At 67.6% G+C, this 16036-nt stretch carries 10 protein-coding genes; 5 read left to right on the top strand and 5 right to left on the bottom strand.

What is annotated here, in order from left to right; genetic code table 11:
- Positions 1-15: 15 nt before the first annotated feature.
- Together GGR66_RS01870 and GGR66_RS01865 are read right to left on the bottom strand one after the other, a co-directional pair.
- A complete protein-coding gene (locus GGR66_RS01870) occupies positions 16-903 on the bottom strand; it encodes a hypothetical protein (protein ID WP_184447012.1) in 888 nt (295 codons plus the stop codon).
- A 284-nt stretch (positions 904-1187) separates the two neighbouring features.
- The gene (locus GGR66_RS01865; RefSeq protein WP_184447011.1) at positions 1188-3989 is read right to left on the bottom strand and encodes a TonB-dependent receptor; all 2802 of its coding nucleotides are present in this window, start codon (positions 3987-3989) and stop codon (positions 1188-1190) included.
- Positions 3990-4113: 124 nt separating this feature from the next.
- Between GGR66_RS01865 and GGR66_RS01860 the strand changes: the two genes are divergently transcribed.
- On the top strand, positions 4114-5232 hold the full coding sequence (locus GGR66_RS01860; protein WP_160967685.1) for an ROK family transcriptional regulator: 1119 nt from the start codon (positions 4114-4116) through the stop codon (positions 5230-5232).
- On the opposite strand, the gene GGR66_RS01855 is transcribed toward GGR66_RS01860, so the two are convergent.
- Entirely contained in the window at positions 5149-6552 is a 1404-nt protein-coding gene (locus tag GGR66_RS01855; RefSeq protein ID WP_184447010.1) for an MFS transporter, read from the bottom strand. The genes GGR66_RS01860 and GGR66_RS01855 overlap by 84 nt on opposite strands.
- Before the next feature lie 208 nt (positions 6553-6760).
- On the opposite strand from GGR66_RS01855, the gene GGR66_RS01850 reads away from it, so the two are divergent.
- Positions 6761-8785, top strand: a complete 2025-nt coding sequence (locus GGR66_RS01850; protein WP_255421551.1) for a phospholipase C, phosphocholine-specific — start codon at positions 6761-6763, stop codon at positions 8783-8785.
- 252 nt (positions 8786-9037) lie between these two features.
- Here GGR66_RS01850 and GGR66_RS01845 read toward each other — a convergent pair whose 3' ends face one another.
- Positions 9038-11374, bottom strand: a complete 2337-nt coding sequence (locus GGR66_RS01845; RefSeq protein WP_160967689.1) for a TonB-dependent receptor — start codon at positions 11372-11374, stop codon at positions 9038-9040.
- 281 nt (positions 11375-11655) lie between these two features.
- Here GGR66_RS01845 and rimK point away from each other — a divergent pair, with 281 nt between their 5' ends.
- The 3 genes from rimK (at position 11656) to GGR66_RS01830 (ending at position 15192) form a co-directional block, all read left to right on the top strand.
- Entirely contained in the window at positions 11656-12549 is an 894-nt protein-coding gene (gene rimK / locus GGR66_RS01840) for a 30S ribosomal protein S6--L-glutamate ligase (RefSeq protein WP_184447009.1), read from the top strand.
- A gap of 638 nt (positions 12550-13187) precedes the next feature.
- Positions 13188-13865, top strand: coding sequence for a response regulator transcription factor (locus tag GGR66_RS01835; RefSeq protein ID WP_010340533.1), 678 nt, complete (start codon positions 13188-13190; stop codon positions 13863-13865).
- Positions 13858-15192, top strand: a complete 1335-nt coding sequence (locus GGR66_RS01830; RefSeq protein ID WP_160967694.1) for a HAMP domain-containing sensor histidine kinase — start codon at positions 13858-13860, stop codon at positions 15190-15192. Before GGR66_RS01835 ends, GGR66_RS01830 begins: the two co-directional genes overlap by 8 nt.
- Before the next feature lie 217 nt (positions 15193-15409).
- Here GGR66_RS01830 and coaE read toward each other — a convergent pair whose 3' ends face one another.
- Positions 15410-16033 carry a dephospho-CoA kinase gene (gene coaE, locus GGR66_RS01825; protein ID WP_184447008.1) on the bottom strand — a complete coding sequence of 208 codons (624 nt, stop codon included), beginning with the start codon at positions 16031-16033 and terminating at the stop codon, positions 15410-15412.
- Positions 16034-16036: the final 3 nt, after the last annotated feature.

The raw sequence follows: 16036 nt of genomic DNA, 5'->3' as shown, positions 1-16036 counted from the left end.
GTGCGCACCTCCGACTCAGCGCGCCGTTGCGCGTCGCGTGGTGTCCACCGACGGCGCCGGAAGCGGGACGTCCTGCGGCGAGGTCAGTGCGCCGGTGTCGGTGTCGTAGCGGTAGATCTCCTCGATGTCGCCGGTATGCACGGTGACCGTGCCGGTGGTCAGATCGTCGCGCACGGTGAGCGGGATCGCGGCCAGACCCGGGCAGGCGATGCGCGCACCGGTGTCGAAGCCACCATCGCCGAGCGGTTGGATCAGGCACGGCGCCTGGCCCGGGCGACCCAGTTGCAACCAGCCCTCCGCGGTGATGGTGTGCGCATACAGCGGCCGTCCGTCCGGTGCGATGGTGGTGGCGGTCTCGCCTTTGCCGTAATCGCGCGGCGGGCGCTCGATGCCCTTGATGCCCATGCGGTTGTTCACCAGCAGGCCGTGGTCGTCCAGGTAGAAATGGCCGATCTGGGTGCCGGTGTCCTGTGGCCAGCGCAGGTGCATGTGGATATGCGGCGGGTCGTCCCGATGCCCGTGCGGATCGTTGGTGTCGAAGCCCATGATCTGGATCGTGCCGAGGCCTTCTCGCACGGCTTGCTCGCCCAACCCCAGGCGCCGCACCACCTCACGTTGCGCGAACTCCAGAGTGCCCGCGGCGCGGCGCTGGCGAACAGGGAAGGCGCCGCTGCGGTAGGCACCGGCACGGCGTGCGGGGTCGGCATGTTCGAGTCGCAGCACCATGCCCGGCTCGACGATGTGCATCGAGTATTCGGCCGCGGTGATCGCGTCGCGGTCCAGAGGTGCCAGTTGCACCACCCAGCGGCCTTGCGCGTAATGGAACGGCAAGTCGCCGTCCTCCACCCGCACACGTTCGATCGCGTCGGGGGCGCCGGAAAACCTCAGTTCCAGCGTGCGCATCCGCGGAACCCGGAGGGCGATCACTGTTTCCCTGGCGTTGTCCGCGTTGTAGCCATCGCTATCGATCGGCGTGCAGGGACGGCATGACGTTGCGTCGAAGGCGATCTTCGCAGATGCATGCCCGTCGGCCTTGACCAGCTTCAGTACGACGGCGACATCATCCGCTGTCGCTGCGTGCGCGGACCCCAGCGCCAGTCCGGCGCACACTGCGGCGATGAGCGTGCGACGCCAGAGGTGTTGCGGCCGACTGTCGCGGCGATGGCCCTGCAACTGCATCGGTCGCATCACTTGCTGCCTCCATTGGGATGCCAGCTGAAGCTCAGCCAGAGCGTCGAGCCGACCGGGAAGTAGTTGTTGACCAGCGCCTGCCCCGGTCCCTGGCGCACGACAAAGGGCGCGCGGGTGATGTTCTGCGCCTGCAGCATCACGTCCCAGGCTGGGTTGATCGCGTAGCTGAGCTGCAGGTCGAGCTGGCTGCGCGGCTGGGCGTAGAGGTCGCGCTCCGGCGTGTCGCTGCTCACCAACTGCAAGGCCTCGCCGATGCGGTTCCAGGAGGCGCGTGCCTCGAAGCCGCCGCGCCGGTAGAACAACGTGGCATTGGCGATGTAGTCCGGTTGCTGCACCAGTCCGCTGCTGCGTCGGCTGGCGGGAGCGCCGGCGGCGATGGCCGCCGAACTGGCGGGAATGTCGAAGCTGCCATCGAGCAGGGTCAGGTTGCTGCTCGCGCCCAGTCCGCGCAGGGCGTCCGGCAGAAAGGCGAGTTCGCCGGAGACGTAGTTCAGTTCGAGACCGCGCACCTTGCCGCGACCGGAATTCAGCGGAGTGCTCTCGCTGACATCGTCGTACACCACGCCGTTGTAGGCCGTCGTGCCCAGGCTGCGCACCGCGGTGAAGATCTCGTTGCGGATCCGCTTCTGGAACACCGCCGCCGAGAACAGTCCGCCATCGTCCATGAACCACTCGTAGGAGAGATCAAGGTTGACGGACTGGCGCGGCTCGAGCGCGGGATTGCCGCGGCTGATCGCCAGGCCGCCACTGCTGGTGACGGCGAACGAGGTGGTGGCCGCGTATTGGGCGTAGTCGGGACGACCGATGGTCTTGCTGACGGCGGCAGTCAGGCGCGCGTCGTCGTCGATCTTCCAGGTCGCCAGTGCCGAAGGCAGCAGGTACGCATAGCCGCCCTTGCGCAGCGCTGGCGCATACGCGGAAGGCGCCGCCGGGTTGGGGACCTGCCAGGTGGTGACGTCCACCTTGGTGTCGTCGTAGCGCACGCCGGCGAGGGCGTAGAAGCGCTCCGAGCGGAACACGCCTTCGGCATACACGCCGGTCACCGCTTCCTTGTCGTCGAAGTCGCTGGTGTAGTTGTCGGCGACCCGATTGGATTGGGCCAGCCACTCGGGGTGGTTGGCGATCAGCGCCGTGCCCTTGGCCGGGTCGACGACGTAGAACGGCACGCCACCGATGAAGTCGCTGGGCCAGGTGGTGGGATAGGTGTAGCCGGGAAGGCCGCCGATCGCCGTCTGCGCCGCGGCGTTCCTGGCGAACCATTCCTGGTAGGACTGGTCGTTGCCGACCTTGCTGTCGGTGTACGAGGCGCCGGCGCGCGCGCCGAAGCCCTGGTCTTCGGGGTCGGCGTTGAGCGCCACGTTGGCGGCGACGTAGCGGACGGTCGATGCCGAATCCCGGGTGATGTTGCGCAGGTACAGCAGATCGTAGGACGACGGGTCGGTGGCGCGGCGCGGGTCGGGGAAGGTGGCCAGCACCTTGCCGCCGTCGAGGGCGTAGTCGAACCGGTAGTCGGTGGCGTTCAGCGTCGTGGTGGAACCGGGGCGCACGTCCGACGCCCACTTGTACATGTCCCGCTGCAGTGCGCTGGTGGCGCGCGACCACGACGCGGTGGCGTCCCAGCTCACGTCGTCGGTGGGGCGGAAGGCGCCCTTGAGGGTGACGATGTCGGTGTCGCGGGTCTGCGGCTGCCAGACGATGCCTTGCTGGAACTGCGCGGCCCCGTAGCTGCCGTGCTGCGCATCCACGTAGCGCGGCGGGGTGCTGGGGATGGCCAGTTGCTCTGCGCGCAGTTCCGCATCGACGGCCTGGTAATGGCCGCCGAACAGCGAGATCTCCCCGCCATTGGCGAACAGGTACTCCAGCTTGGCATTGATGCCCTTGCGGCTGCGCGCATCGTCGAACCAGTAGCCCTGCGGGCGCACCGGGTACAGCACGCCGTCGCGCGACAGGTTGGCGAACGGCGTCGCCGTCCCCGAGGGGGTGTAGTACACCCAGCCGGCACCGGCGCTGTCGCCCGGCAACTGGCTGTGCGAGGTCGACCAGAGTTTCTGCCAGTCCAGCGAGACCACCACGCCCCACTGGCCGCGTTCGCCGAACACCTTCGACGCGGTGGCGTTGGCCTTCTGCAGCGGACGATCGTCCTGCACGAACGCGCCGGCGCTGGAGCTGCGGCCCAGCCCCGCATTGACCACGACGAAGCCGTCGGGTTTGTCGAAGGCGCTGCGGGTGACCAGGTTCACCTGGCCGCCGAGGCCGTGCGGGTCGTACTGCGGGGTCAGGGTTTTGATCGCCTCGATGCGCGAGACCATCGGCGAGGGCAACTGGTCCAGGCGCGCGCCGCGCACGTCGATCTCGCTGCTCGCCATCGGCACGCCATCGATGGTGATGAGGTTGTACTTCGGGTCCAGGCCACGAATGGTCACCCGTTCGTACAGGTCGCGGTTGCGGGTCGGGTCCATGCCGGCGACGGTGGACAGGCCGACGATGCGCCGCGCCGATTCGACGATGCTCAGGTCGGGGAGGCTGCCGATGTCGTCGTCGCTCACGGCGTCCAGCACCACCTGGCTCTCGCGTTTGGCGTCGACCGCGGCGGTGGCGGCAGCGCGAAAGCCGGTGACCTGAATCTGGTCCAGATCGACGGTCGCGGGCGTACCCGCTTGAGCGGTAGCGGCGTCTGCCGTGGTGGCGACAGGTGGGAGCGGCGCGGCATGGCCCTGGCTCGCCGCGGCGAGCGCGGGGAGCAGGGCGGAGGCGAGGCGGCTGAGGCGAAGGTGAAACGCGGCGTGGCGTTGAGGCATGACCGGGATCAAAGATGGATGGTGGTTAAATATATTACGATCAGTATGAAATTAATTTGACAAGGCCAGCCTGGTAGCGGAGCATGCCGCCGCTCCGGAACGAGGCATGGCGAGGCGCGGCAGGATGATCAAGAAGACGCTCACGCCCCGGGCGAGGCTGGTGCTGGGTCTGGTCCGGCGACACGGTGCGGTCTCACGCGCCGCGCTGATCCGCGATACCGGACTCTCGGGGACGGCGGTGTTCCGTAGCACCGACGAGCTGGAGAAGGCGGGATTGATCCGGGTCGGCGAGACGATCGCCGAAGGCCGTGGCCAGCCCAGCGCCATGATCCATCTGCAGCCCGATGCCGCGTTCAGCCTGGGACTGTCGGTGATGGCGGATCGCGCCGAGGCGGTGCTGGTGGATCTGTCAGGCCGGATCCGTGCGCGCGCCGACGTCGCCACGCTGGGATTGAGACGCGCAGACGTCTTGGCGCGCTGCCACGCCCTCGCCGTTGAGGCGTTGGGCGGGCGCGCCGCAATGGCGCCGCGGCTGATCGGCGTTGGCGTGGCCATCGCTGGTTACTTCGTCGATGACGGCACGGTCAACCCCAGCCCGGAGCTGGAGGACTGGGCGCTGGTCGACTTCGGTCCGGAGATCGCGCAACGCTTCGGCGTGCCGGTCAAGATCGAGAATGTCGCCAACGCCGCGGCCATGGGCGAATACCTGCTCGGCACCGGGGCGACGCACGCCAGCTTCTGCTACCTCAATTTCGCGATGGGTTTCGGCGGCGGCATCGTCATCGACGGCCGGCTCATGCGTGGCCGCTTCGGCAATGCCGGCGAACTGGCAGGCACGCTCAACGCGGCCGACCTGCCGGTGCCGCATCTGGCAGGACTGCTGCACGCGGTGAACCTGCATGATGGCCATGCCTTCGCATCGCTGAAGGACATGCTGGAGGCGTTCGATCCGCAGTGGCAGGGTGTGGATGCGTGGCTGCAGGCGCATACCCGCAGTTTCCAGTTCCTGTTCTCGGCGTTGCGCTACACGCTGGATGTGGATGCGATCGTGCTCGGGGGGCTGCTGCCGGCGGCATTGGCCGAGCGCGTCATCGCCGCGGTGCACTGGCACGAGCAGACCGTCGCGCCACGCCGCCTGCGCCCGCTGCCCGCGCCGCGCCTATGCGTTGCCCAGCTGCCGCCGGAGACGACCGCGCCGGTCGGCGCGGCCGCGTTGCTGTTCGGCGATCTTTTGTCCGCTTAGCCGGGGCATCAGCGCCGCCACCGCGCTCAATAGTCCGACCGCCAGTGGAATCGCCTGCACCAGCAGCGACGCAGGCGAGCCTGCAACGGCGAGCGCGGTGCGGTAATCGGACTGCTGCAGCATCAGGGCGATGGCGAAGGTACCTGCCGCCTGGGCGATCTTCGACGCGCACGTGAGCATGCCGTAGTCGCGGGTGGCGGTGCGTTGGCTGGCCGTGGCCGCCACGCACAGCCACAAGGCCGTGCCGATGCCGCTGAAGCCGATCCCCGACAGGAGCCCGGCGGCGTAGGTGGCGTAGGCCCCGCGCTCGCCGACCTGGTGCAGCAGCGTGCCGGCGCCGAGCAGCGCCGCGCTCGAGACCAGGAAGATCCCGCGGTGGCTGCATTGGCCCAACATGCACCGCCACAGCGGCTGCACCAACAGCACGCCCAGCGCGACCGCCAGCGACAGGTTCGATTCTTTCCCCGGCGCGTGCGCATAGGCGGAGACATACGGCTCCAGCTTGCGAAAGCCGGACACCAGGAAGCCGACGAGCAAGGTCAGTAAGATGACCGACGAAAGCCGCAATGGCGGTGCGGCGCGCCAACCCGCATGCATGCCGGCTGGCGGTTCGCCAATCGTGTTCCTGCACCATGCCAGCGGCACTGCGCAGCTCACCGTGATCAGCGCGATCGCCGCGCCGGCGCCGGCGAATTCGATGCCGCTGCGCGCCGACAAGCGCAGCAGCAGCGGTGCAACGCACAGGCATACCGCCAGGTGCGCCAACGCAGAGAAGAACGTCCGTCGCACGGTGACGTGCTGGCGCTCGTGCAGCGTCGCCGACCCCAGCACGATCAAGGCGTTCTGGGCGACGTCCACCAGCGGATAGACGCAGCGAAAGCCGATCAGGGTCGCCAATGCCCAGGCCGGCCGTGCCCACTCGGCTACCAGCGAGGACGCGCAGAACAGCAAGAAGAACAGGGCGGCGATCGCGGCGCCGATCGCCTGGAAACGCGCGGCATCCGTTGCCGACGCGATGCGTGTGCGCTGCCAGCGGCCCAGCAGCAGGTCCAACATTCCGTTCAGGGCGAGCGTGGAAGCCAGCAACGCGCCGGCAGTGGCTGGCGGCAGGTGGCAGGTTTCGGTCAGGAAAAACGTGAACAGCACGACGCTGGCATGCCACATGAGGCATTTGCCGAAATGCGCACCCAGATAGATCGGACCCAGCACCTGCATCCGCGTTCGCTCCCCCGGTCTGCCGCGGCTGCGCGCAGGCCGACGGCATTCTTGCATCGAACGATGACATTCGCGGTGCGGCGATGTCGCCTGGGGACGGTGCACGGGAGCGGCTTGCGGCGTCGCCAGATCCGTGGAGCTGGGGGGCAAGCGCAGGCCGGATCGACGCGGCTGTCAAACCCGCTTCATCCGCCGCCGCTAGGCTGGCCGACGCCTGAGCATCTGCTCGTTGCCGGTCCTGCTTGCCGTGGTCGAACACAGTCGTCGTCGTTTTCTCGCCCGCGCGTCCCTGGCCCTGGGAGCCGGCGCGGCCATGCCGCTGTTGCCAGGCGTCATCCGCAGCGCGCTGGCGGTGCCGCCTGCGCGGGTCACCGGCACGCTGCAGGACGTGCAGCATGTGGTGATCCTGATGCAGGAGAACCGCTCCTTCGATCACTACTTCGGCTGCCTGCGCGGGGTGCGCGGCTATGGCGATCCGCGGCCGTTGCGGCTGCCCAGCGGCAAGCCGGTCTGGTACCAGCCCGAGCGCAAGGGCAGCGATCGTTATGTGCTGCCGTTCCGGCTCAACAGCCAGACCAGCAGCGCGCAGTGGATGAAGGATCTCAATCACGACTGGAAGGGCTCGCACGAGACCTGGAAGCACCACGACGCCTGGATCGCGCAGAAGAGCGCGATGAGCATGGGCCACTTCCAGCGCGAGGACCTGCCGTTCTATTACGCGTTGGCCGATGCCTTCACCCTCTGCGACGGCTACCACGCCTCGCTGTTCGGCCCGACCAATCCCAACCGCATGTACATGTTCACCGGCACCAGCGGGCTGAGCGTCGGCAATGACGGCGAGCAGGCGGTAAATAACCGCGACGACGGCAACTGGACCGCGGACATGGCGCGCGACAATCCGCGCTTCTCCGGCTACATCTGGAGCACCTACTCCGAGCGCCTGCAGCAGGCCGGCATCAGCTGGCAGGTGTATCAGGAGTTCGACAACTACGGCGACAACAGCCATCCGTACTTCGCCAACTTCCGCAAGCTGGACCGCGCGTCGCCGTTGTATCGACGCGGCCGCGCCATCGTGCCCGGCTCCACCGCCGACAACGCCAAGGCCTCGCGCGGCGAACACCTGGTGGCCGCGTTCGCGCGCGACGTGCGCGCCGGCACGCTGCCGCAGGTGTCGTGGATCGTCGCCCCGTACCTGCTCAGCGAGCATCCCGAGGCCACCCCGGCCTATGGCGAATCCTTGAGCGCGCGCCTGCTGGAGGTGCTGGCCGCTTCGCCCGAGGTCTGGTCGAAGACCGTGTTCCTGATCAACTACGACGAGAACGACGGCTTCTTCGACCACGTGCCGCCGGCGCTGCCGGCGATCCGGCCGGAGCTGGGCGCCAGCAATGTGGACCTGCATGGCGAGGACTATCACGGCGTGCCGGTCGGGCTGGGGCCGCGGGTGCCGATGCTGGTGGTGTCGCCGTGGAGTCGCGGCGGCTGGGTGAACTCGCAGGTGTTCGACCACACCTCGGTGCTGCGCTTCCTGGAGCAGCGTTTCGGCGTGATGGAGCCGAACATCAATCCCTGGCGCCGCGCGGTTGCCGGCGATCTGACCTCCACGCTGGACTTCTTCGGCCATGACGCGGCGCCGGTGGCCTTGCCGGACACCCGCGACTACATCGCCCGCATCGATGCCACCGCGACCCTGCCGCCGCCACAGCGCCCTGCACAGCAGGCGCTGCCGGTGCAGGAACCCGGTCAGCGCCCGGCGCGCGCGCTGCCCTACGACTTCGACGTGCGGTTGCAGGTGCAGGCGGATGCGCGCGTGTTGCGCATGCGCAACCGTGGGGCTGCCGGCGTGGCGCTCAATGCCTATGCCGACGAGGGTGTGGCCGGGCCCTGGTTCTACACACTGGCCGCCGGCAGCGAACTGCAGGATGCGCGCCCGTGGCGCGGCGCTGCCGCCGACGCCGGCTATGCGCTGCGCGTGCACGGGCCCAACGGGTTCCTGCGCGAGTTCCATGGCGACGGGATCGGCGATGCCGGACTGCTGGCCGAGGCCGACTACGATGCCGCCGCGCAATGCCTGCTGCTGACGCTGGGCAACGCCGGCACGCAGCCCTGCGCCCTGCGCGTCCGCGACGGGTACCGCGGCGATGGCGGCGAGCAGACGCTCACCCTGGCCGCCGGCGACCGCACCGTCCTACGTCTGCCGTTGCAGGCGCAGCACCATTGGTACGACCTGACCATCGACAGTGCGACCCTGCCGCAATGGCGGCGGCGCCTAGCCGGACACATCGAAACCGGCCGCCCGAGCATGAGCGATCCGGCGATCGGCCACACGGTCGACGCGTAGCGGCCGCGTCTTACCAGCGGGACACGATTTCTGGCTGTACACGGTCGCGGCTGAAGCCGCTCCTACAGGCCATGCGGCTGTCGTAGAAGCGGCTTCAGCCGCGACCGCTCCGACCGCATGCAATCCGGAAACGCCGCTCGTACTGCCGGGTCATCTACAGCACTCCACACGTTTGCCTGCCCCAGAACGCGAACGCCGCCGCTGCAAGCGCAGCGGCGGCGTAGGTGCCTTCCCTGGCGGCGTCGCGTCGGCTCAGAACTTGCCGCTGAAGGTGACGAAGAACTGGCGCGGCGCGCCGGCCATCAGCGTCTGGTTGTAGCCGTTGGGGTCGGAGACCACGTAGCCGTTGGTGCCGACGGTGGCGAAGTAACGCTTGTCGAACAGGTTGGTGACGTTCGCGCTCAGCCCCAGGTTCTGGAACATGCCGACCTGGCCGAAGTCGTAGCCGGCGCTGAGGTCGAAGCGCCAGTAGCTGGGCACCGACGAGTCGTTGAGGTAGCTGATGTAGCGGCGGCCGGTGTACTTGCCGTCCAGCGAGGCGTGCCAGCCGGCGTTCTCGTAGGCCAGGCTGCTGGAGAACATCCACTCGGGGATGCCGACCACGCGCTTGCCGGAGGTCGGCACCACGCCGGGATTTTGGGGATTGTTCTTGTAGCTGGAATCGGTGTAGTCGTCCTGGTAGGTCGAATCGTCGTAGGACAGCGAGTTCAGCCAGCGCAGCTGTTCGATCGGGCGCCAGATCACCGCCAGGTCGGCACCCTGGCTGCGTACCGAACCGACGTTGTTGAGCGAGGCCGGGCAGGTCTGGATCGCGCTGCACGGCGAGGTCACCAGCAGACGGTCGTCGAAGGTGGTGTGGTACAGCGCCAGCGACGCTTCCACGCCGCCGCCGCGCACGCGATAGCCCAATTCGTAGGTCTGCGCGGTCTCCGGCTCCAGCGAGCCCTTGATCGCGTTGAACGAGGCCTGCGATTCCTGGAACGGGGTGAAGCCGAAGCCGGCCATGTTCTTGTTGTAGGAGGCGTAGACCTCCTGGTGATCGTCGATCTTGTAGTTCACGCCGACCTGCGGCAGCAGGTCCGAATCGGCCTTGATCTCGCCGGCGGCATTGGACGCGGACGGCACCTGCGACTGCGCGGTGGTGTCGACGATCAGCTTCTTGGCGCCGAAGTTCAGGGTCAGGCGCTCGTCGAGCAGGCGCAGCGTGTCCTGCGCGTAGACCATGGTGGTGTCGGTGTCGTAGTGCTGGGCGAAGCCGCGCGCGAACAGGGTGCCGTTCTTGTTGAAGTAGTACAGATCGGTGAACGGGCCGTCCAGCAGGAAGTAGTTGCGTTCCTGCACGGTCTTGGCGTTCTGGTACCAGCCGCCGATCTCGATCTCGTTGCCGGCCACGGTGAAGTTCAGCGAGCCGGTGACGCCGTGGCGGTTGAGGCGGTAGTCGGTGGTGCGCATCGACAGCGGCACGCTGGCCGAAGACGCGGCGTACGGCGTGGTCCACTGGCCTTCGCCGTTGTTGTCGTGATAGTAGCCGGTCAGGTTCAGCGTGGCGCTGCCGCCGAGGTTGAACACGCCGCTGAGCGCGGCCAGGTTGTCGCGGCGCAGGCCGGCGCCGGAGTAGTAGGACACGTCGGCCTTGCCGTAGTCGGCGGGCAGGCCGTTGAGGCTGGCCGGGTAGCTGCCCTTGCCGTTGAGCGCGTTGGCGATCTGCACCGCGCTGTTCCAGTCCGGCATCAGGTAGTCCCAATCCCAGCCGAGGACCCGCTGCGAGGTCAACGACAGGTCCATGATGTCGTATTCCTTGCGGTGCGAACTGTCCAGGTACAGGCTGACCCGGTTGCCGTCGCCCCACTGGTACAGCGCCTTGGCATTGGCCTGGTTGTACTCGTTGTTGCCGTAGCCCTTCCACTTGTCCATTTCGCCGTGCACCAGCGAGGTGTACAGCGAGAAGCCGTGGATGTCGCCGGTGTCGCCGCGCAGGTAGGTGCGGCGGGTGCTGTCGGAGCCGAGGGTCTGGCTGAAGCGGATGCCGGCGTCGGCATCCGGATCGGCGGAGTAGTAACGCACGGTGCCGCCGAGGTTGCTGCTCGACGGCGTGCCCAGCCCGCCGGCACCCTGCGCCAGTTCCACCGAGGCCACGTTCTCGGAAATGATCGCGCGGGTCACCTGCAGGCCGTCGGTGACGCCGTAGCTCATGTTGCCCAGCGGCACACCGTCCAGGGTGAAGCCGAGCCGGCTCTGGTCGAAGCCATGCAGGCTGATCGCGGTGGACCATTCGTAGGCGCCGAACGGATCGGCCGACTGGAACTGCACGCCCGGCAGCTTGTCCAGCACCTTCAGGGCACTGGTGCCGGGGGCGGCGATTCCGATGTCCTCACGGGTGATGCGCTGCACCTGGCGGGTGGTGCCGCTGGACACGACGGTGATCGCGTCGAGCATCGTGGCATCGTTGCCGCTCGCGCTGGCCGCCGCATCGGCGGTTGCGGTGGCGGCGGCCGGCGCGGTCTCGGCCAGCGCGGCGAAGGCCGGCAGGGCGGACGCGACGGCGAGCACCAGCGCGTGCGGGCGCAAGGATCTGGAAGTGGGGGTCATCGAAAGTCACCAATCATGAGGGAGAGAGGCTCCGGACCTGCCGCGCTGGGCGCGGGCAGCCGGCACCGGGCCGGTACGCGGCCCGCCCGCCACGATGCAACGGTTTTGTGAACGTTTCGGGGCGGTCCGGTGTCGGCTGTGGGACAGCGCGCGGACCGCGGGTGACGGTGATCACCGCGCATCCTGGCCTTGCGGCGCAGTCGGCACCTGCGGCGACGCGGGGCATCGCAGCGCCAGCGGCGCGACGTATGATGCCGGGCCTGCCACCGCCGCTGCCTTCGATGAAGCTCGCCATCCTGTCCCGCAATACCAAGCTGTACTCGACCCGGCGCCTGGTCGAGGCCGGCCGCGAACGCGGGCACACGGTGCGGGTACTGGATCCGCTGCGCTGCTATATGCGCATCGCCGCCGGCGCTTTCACCATGCATTACAAGGGCAAGCCGATCACCGGCTACGACGCGGTGATCCCGCGGATCGGCAATTCGGTGACCCGCTACGGCACCGCGGTGCTGCGGCAGTTGGAGATGATGGGCGTCTGTACGCCAAACCCGTCCGATGCGATCCTGCGCGCCCGCGACAAGCTGCGCGCGCACCAATTGCTGGCGGCCAAGGGCATCGACATGCCGATGACCGTGTTCGGCGACAACCCGGACGACACCGGCGATCTGCTGTCCATGCTCGGCCCGCCGCCGCACGTGGTGAAGTTGAACGAGGGCACCCAGGGCACCGGGGTGATCCTGACCGAGAAGGCCAGCGCCTCGCGTGGCGTGGTCGAGGCACTGCGCGGGCTGTATGCCAATTTCCTGGTGCAGGAGTTCATCGGCGAGGCCGAGGGCGCCGACCTGCGCTGCTTCGTGGTCGGCAACCAGGTGGTGGCGGCGATGCGCCGCACCGCGCCGGAGGGCGACTTCCGCTCCAACCTGCATCTCGGCGGTACCGCCGAACGGACCGTGGCCAGCCGCGGCGAGCAGGAGGTGGCGGTGCGCTCGGCCAAGGCGCTGGGCCTGGGCGTGGCCGGCGTCGACCTGATCCGCTCGCGGCGCGGGCCGCTGGTGCTGGAGGTCAACTCCACGCCAGGCCTGGAAGGCATCGAGACGGTCTGTGGGCTGGATATCGCCGGCAAGGTCATCGAGCACCTCGAGGCCTGCCTGAAGCGAAAGAAATCAGTGGTTTAGCTGCTTTTTCGACCGCGCGTTCTGGCTTAACGCTGGTTTAATTCGGCCCTGCGTAAGCTTCATCGGACCGCAGCTCTGCCCTCCTCAGCAGGAACGGTAATCGGGATAGAAAACCTTTCGGCCCAGGCAGCCCCGCTGCCTGGGTCTTTTTGTTGGGGATGCTGGAATGGGGCTGATGCGTGCGCGTGCTTGCGGCAATGTTTCGGCGAAAGCTACATTCGCGATGTAGTGCAATGCTGTTGGGGGTGACGCCGGGAATGCGAGGCGATGTGCCAAGGTGAGGCGCCCATGAACGTGAAGAAAGTGTTCGCGCGGCAACTCAGTACAATCTCGCAGCACTCGGAGCGGTACGAACGTCCCCGAAAGCGGACGATCACGGTTTGGCGCAAGCATTCGACGCAGGTCGTGATATTCGCGATCGGTGCAGGTCGTGACCGCCGTGCTGCTGCAAGAACTAATCAGGGTGAGGCGCTGTCTGATGCAGCGACCTGCCAGGTGGGTCGCAAGCGAGGCGTCGCTGAACATTCACCAGGATGCATTGCAGGACCATGGCGGTTGCCGTCGTGGACAACGAGGAGGCGCGGCACTGACGTGGCGCCCTCCACTGGCAAGTAGTACGACTGACGGGGTACATGTTGGTGCGAATTCTAGTGATCGAAGACAACAGCGACATCGCCGCCAATCTGGGCGATTACCTCGAGGACCGCGGCCATACCGTCGATTTCGCCGCCGATGGCGTCACCGGCCTGCACCTGGCGGTAGTGCATGAATTCGACGCGATCGTGCTCGACCTCAACCTGCCGGGCATGGACGGCATCGAGGTCTGTCGCAAGCTGCGCAACGAGGCGCGCAAGCAGACCCCGGTGCTGATGCTCACCGCGCGCGATTCGCTGGACAACAAGCTCGCCGGCTTCGATTCCGGTGCCGACGACTATCTGATCAAGCCGTTCGCGCTGCAGGAAGTGGAAGTGCGGCTCAACGCGCTGTCGCGTCGCGGCAAGGGCGTGCACACCCGGGTGCTGGAGACCGGCGACCTGGAATACAACCTGGATACGCTGGAGGTGCGTCGCCAGGGCAAGCTGCTGCAGCTCAATCCCACCGCGCTGAAGATCCTGCAGGCGCTGATGGAAGCCGCGCCGGCGGTGGTGACCCGACAGGAGCTGGAAACCCGTGTGTGGGGCGAGGAACTGCCCGATTCCGACTCCCTGCGCGTGCATATCCATGGCCTGCGCGCGGTGGTGGACAAGCCGTTCGACGTGCCGATGATCCAGACCCGTCACGGCATCGGCTACCGCATCGCCGCACCCGATGCCTGAAGCACCGGTGTTGCCGCGGGTCGTGCGGCGGCGCGGGCGTTACCGCCGCCGCCTCCGCAGCCGCATCATCCTCTCGTTCGTGCTGTTGGGCTTCGGCCTGACCGCGCTGTTCGCGTTCGCCACCAACTGGGCGCGCGCGCGCGTGGAGAACCAGCTGGTCGAGGTGGTGCTGAACCGCAACATCGACGAGTACTCGCACCGGTTCTTTTCCGATCCGTCGAAGAATCCGGATCTGCCGGTGCAGCAGATGGTCGGCCGGGTGGTCAAGAGCGACCGTTTCGAGGCGCTGCGGCGCGAGCAGCCGGAGTGGTACAACTTTTCCGACGGCATCCACAACGTGTCCGGTCGCGACGAAACCGGCAAGCCGTTCTCCTACAAGGTGGCGGTGCGCAAGACCCCGAACGTCTGGTTCTTCCTCGCCTACGACATGACCCAGACCATGCAGGGCGAGGTGCAGCTCAATCGCACGTTGATCTTGTCGGTGCTGGTGTTCAGCGCGTTGTCCCTGGTGATCGGCTGGTGGTCGGCATCGCGGGTGATGCGGCCGGTGTCGGACCTGGCGGCGCGCCTGCGCGCCTATCGCGGCAGCAGCGATCCGAAACCGCTGGCACCGCATTTTCCCGACGACGAGGTCGGTCAGCTGGCCGAGGCGCTGGACGACTACTCGGCGCGCCTGACCGAAGTGGTGCAGCGCGACCGCGAGTTCAATGCCGACGTCAGCCATGAACTGCGCACCCCGCTGGCGGTGATCCGCGGCGCCACCGAGCTGCTGCTGACCCGGCCCAATCTCGACGAGAAGGTGCTGCAGCGCCTGCAACGCATCCAGCGCGCCGAACAGCAGTGCAGCGACCTGATCGGCTCGCTGCTGTTACTGTCGCGCAACGAGCGCGGGCAGGGCCACAGCAATGTCGCCAAGGTGGCCGAGCAGTTGATCGAGTCGCATCGCGCGCAACTGGGCGGCAAGCCGCTGCAGTTGCTGCTGGAAGGCGAGCGCAACCTCACCATCGATGCACCGGAAGCGGCGCTGTCGGTGGCGCTGGGCAACCTGATCGGCAATGCGGTCAAGTACACCCAGGAAGGGCAGGTGGTGGTGCGGGTGCTGAGCGACGCGGTGCAGGTGATCGATTCCGGTCCCGGCCTGAGCGAAGAGGACGCGGCCAAGCTGTTCCAGCGCGGCTATCGCGGCACGCATGCCGGCCATTCGCAGGGCGGCGGCATTGGCCTGTCGATCGTCAGCCGGCTCTGCGATCTCTATGGTTGGCAGGTCAATGTGCGTCCGGGTGCCACCAAGGGCGTGGTGGCGACGCTGTGGTTCAAGCCGGCTTGAGGTGCTGGCGGGACGGTACGACTAGACTTCCTTGTAGGATCGGCTTCAGCCGCGACCAAGCTTTCCGGGCAAGCCCGTCCCGTCGGGACTGAAGTCCCTCCCGCAGTGCAGTCGCAACCGCACTGCATTCGCTAACATCCCCGATCTCCTGCCCCGGCTTTTGTGGGAGCGGCTTCAGCCACGACGTCTTCGCAACGGATCGCGCTTGAGCGCGCTCCTAAAGGAGACGTTTGGCCGCCGCCAGCGCGCGGTACTGCCGATCCAGCGTTTCCACGGCTTCCTGGAGTTCTGCTGCGGCTCCGTCGTTGACCACCACATCGTCGGCAATGGCCAGGCGCGCGGCGCGGGTGGCCTGCGCCGCCAGCATGCGCTGCGCCAGATCGGCGGTGATGCCGTCGCGTTGCATCAGGCGAGCGTGTTGCAGCGCTTCCGGGGCGTCGACTACCAGGATCCGGTCGAGCCACGGATAGGCGGCGCGTGCGCCGACCTCTGTCAACAGCGGAATGGCCGCGATCGCATAGGGTCCTGCGGCCTCACGGCAGCGTTCCTGCAGCAACTGGCGGATGGCGGGGTGGGTGATCGCTTCGAGGTCGCGGCGTGCCGTCGCGTCCTCGAAGATGCGCTGGCGCAAGGCGGCGCGGTCGAGCTGTCCATCGTCCTGCAGGATCTGCGGTCCGAAGCGTGCCACGATCTGCGCCAGGGCCGGATGGCCGGGCGCAACGACCGCGCGTGCGGCGAGGTCGGCATCGGCGACGACGATGCCCTTGGCCTCGAAGCGGCGACTCAGTTCGCTCTTGCCGGAGGCCACACCTCCGGTCAGGCCGACGACGAAATCAGTCAAGCC

Origin of the sequence: Xanthomonas sp. 3498 (genome assembly GCF_014199795.1) — a bacterium.
GTDB lineage: Bacteria > Pseudomonadota > Gammaproteobacteria > Xanthomonadales > Xanthomonadaceae > Xanthomonas_A > Xanthomonas_A rydalmerensis.
Note: the sequence above shows the minus strand (reverse complement) of the source record. Positions and strands in the feature narration are given on the sequence as shown.

What these genes read in the sequence shown, in the direction of transcription:
- GGR66_RS01870 (WP_184447012.1), bottom strand. Translation starts at nt 903, where the DNA reads ATGCGCACGCTGGAACTGAGGTTTTCCGGCGCCCCCGACGCGATCGAA.
- GGR66_RS01865 (WP_184447011.1), bottom strand. Translation starts at nt 3,989, where the DNA reads ATGCCTCAACGCCACGCCGCGTTTCACCTTCGCCTCAGCCGCCTCGCC.
- GGR66_RS01860 (WP_160967685.1), top strand. Translation starts at nt 4,114, where the DNA reads ATGATCAAGAAGACGCTCACGCCCCGGGCGAGGCTGGTGCTGGGTCTG.
- GGR66_RS01850 (WP_255421551.1), top strand. Translation starts at nt 6,761, where the DNA reads ATGCCGCTGTTGCCAGGCGTCATCCGCAGCGCGCTGGCGGTGCCGCCT.
- GGR66_RS01845 (WP_160967689.1), bottom strand. Translation starts at nt 11,374, where the DNA reads ATGACCCCCACTTCCAGATCCTTGCGCCCGCACGCGCTGGTGCTCGCC.
- rimK (WP_184447009.1), top strand. Translation starts at nt 11,656, where the DNA reads ATGAAGCTCGCCATCCTGTCCCGCAATACCAAGCTGTACTCGACCCGG.
- GGR66_RS01830 (WP_160967694.1), top strand. Translation starts at nt 13,858, where the DNA reads ATGCCTGAAGCACCGGTGTTGCCGCGGGTCGTGCGGCGGCGCGGGCGT.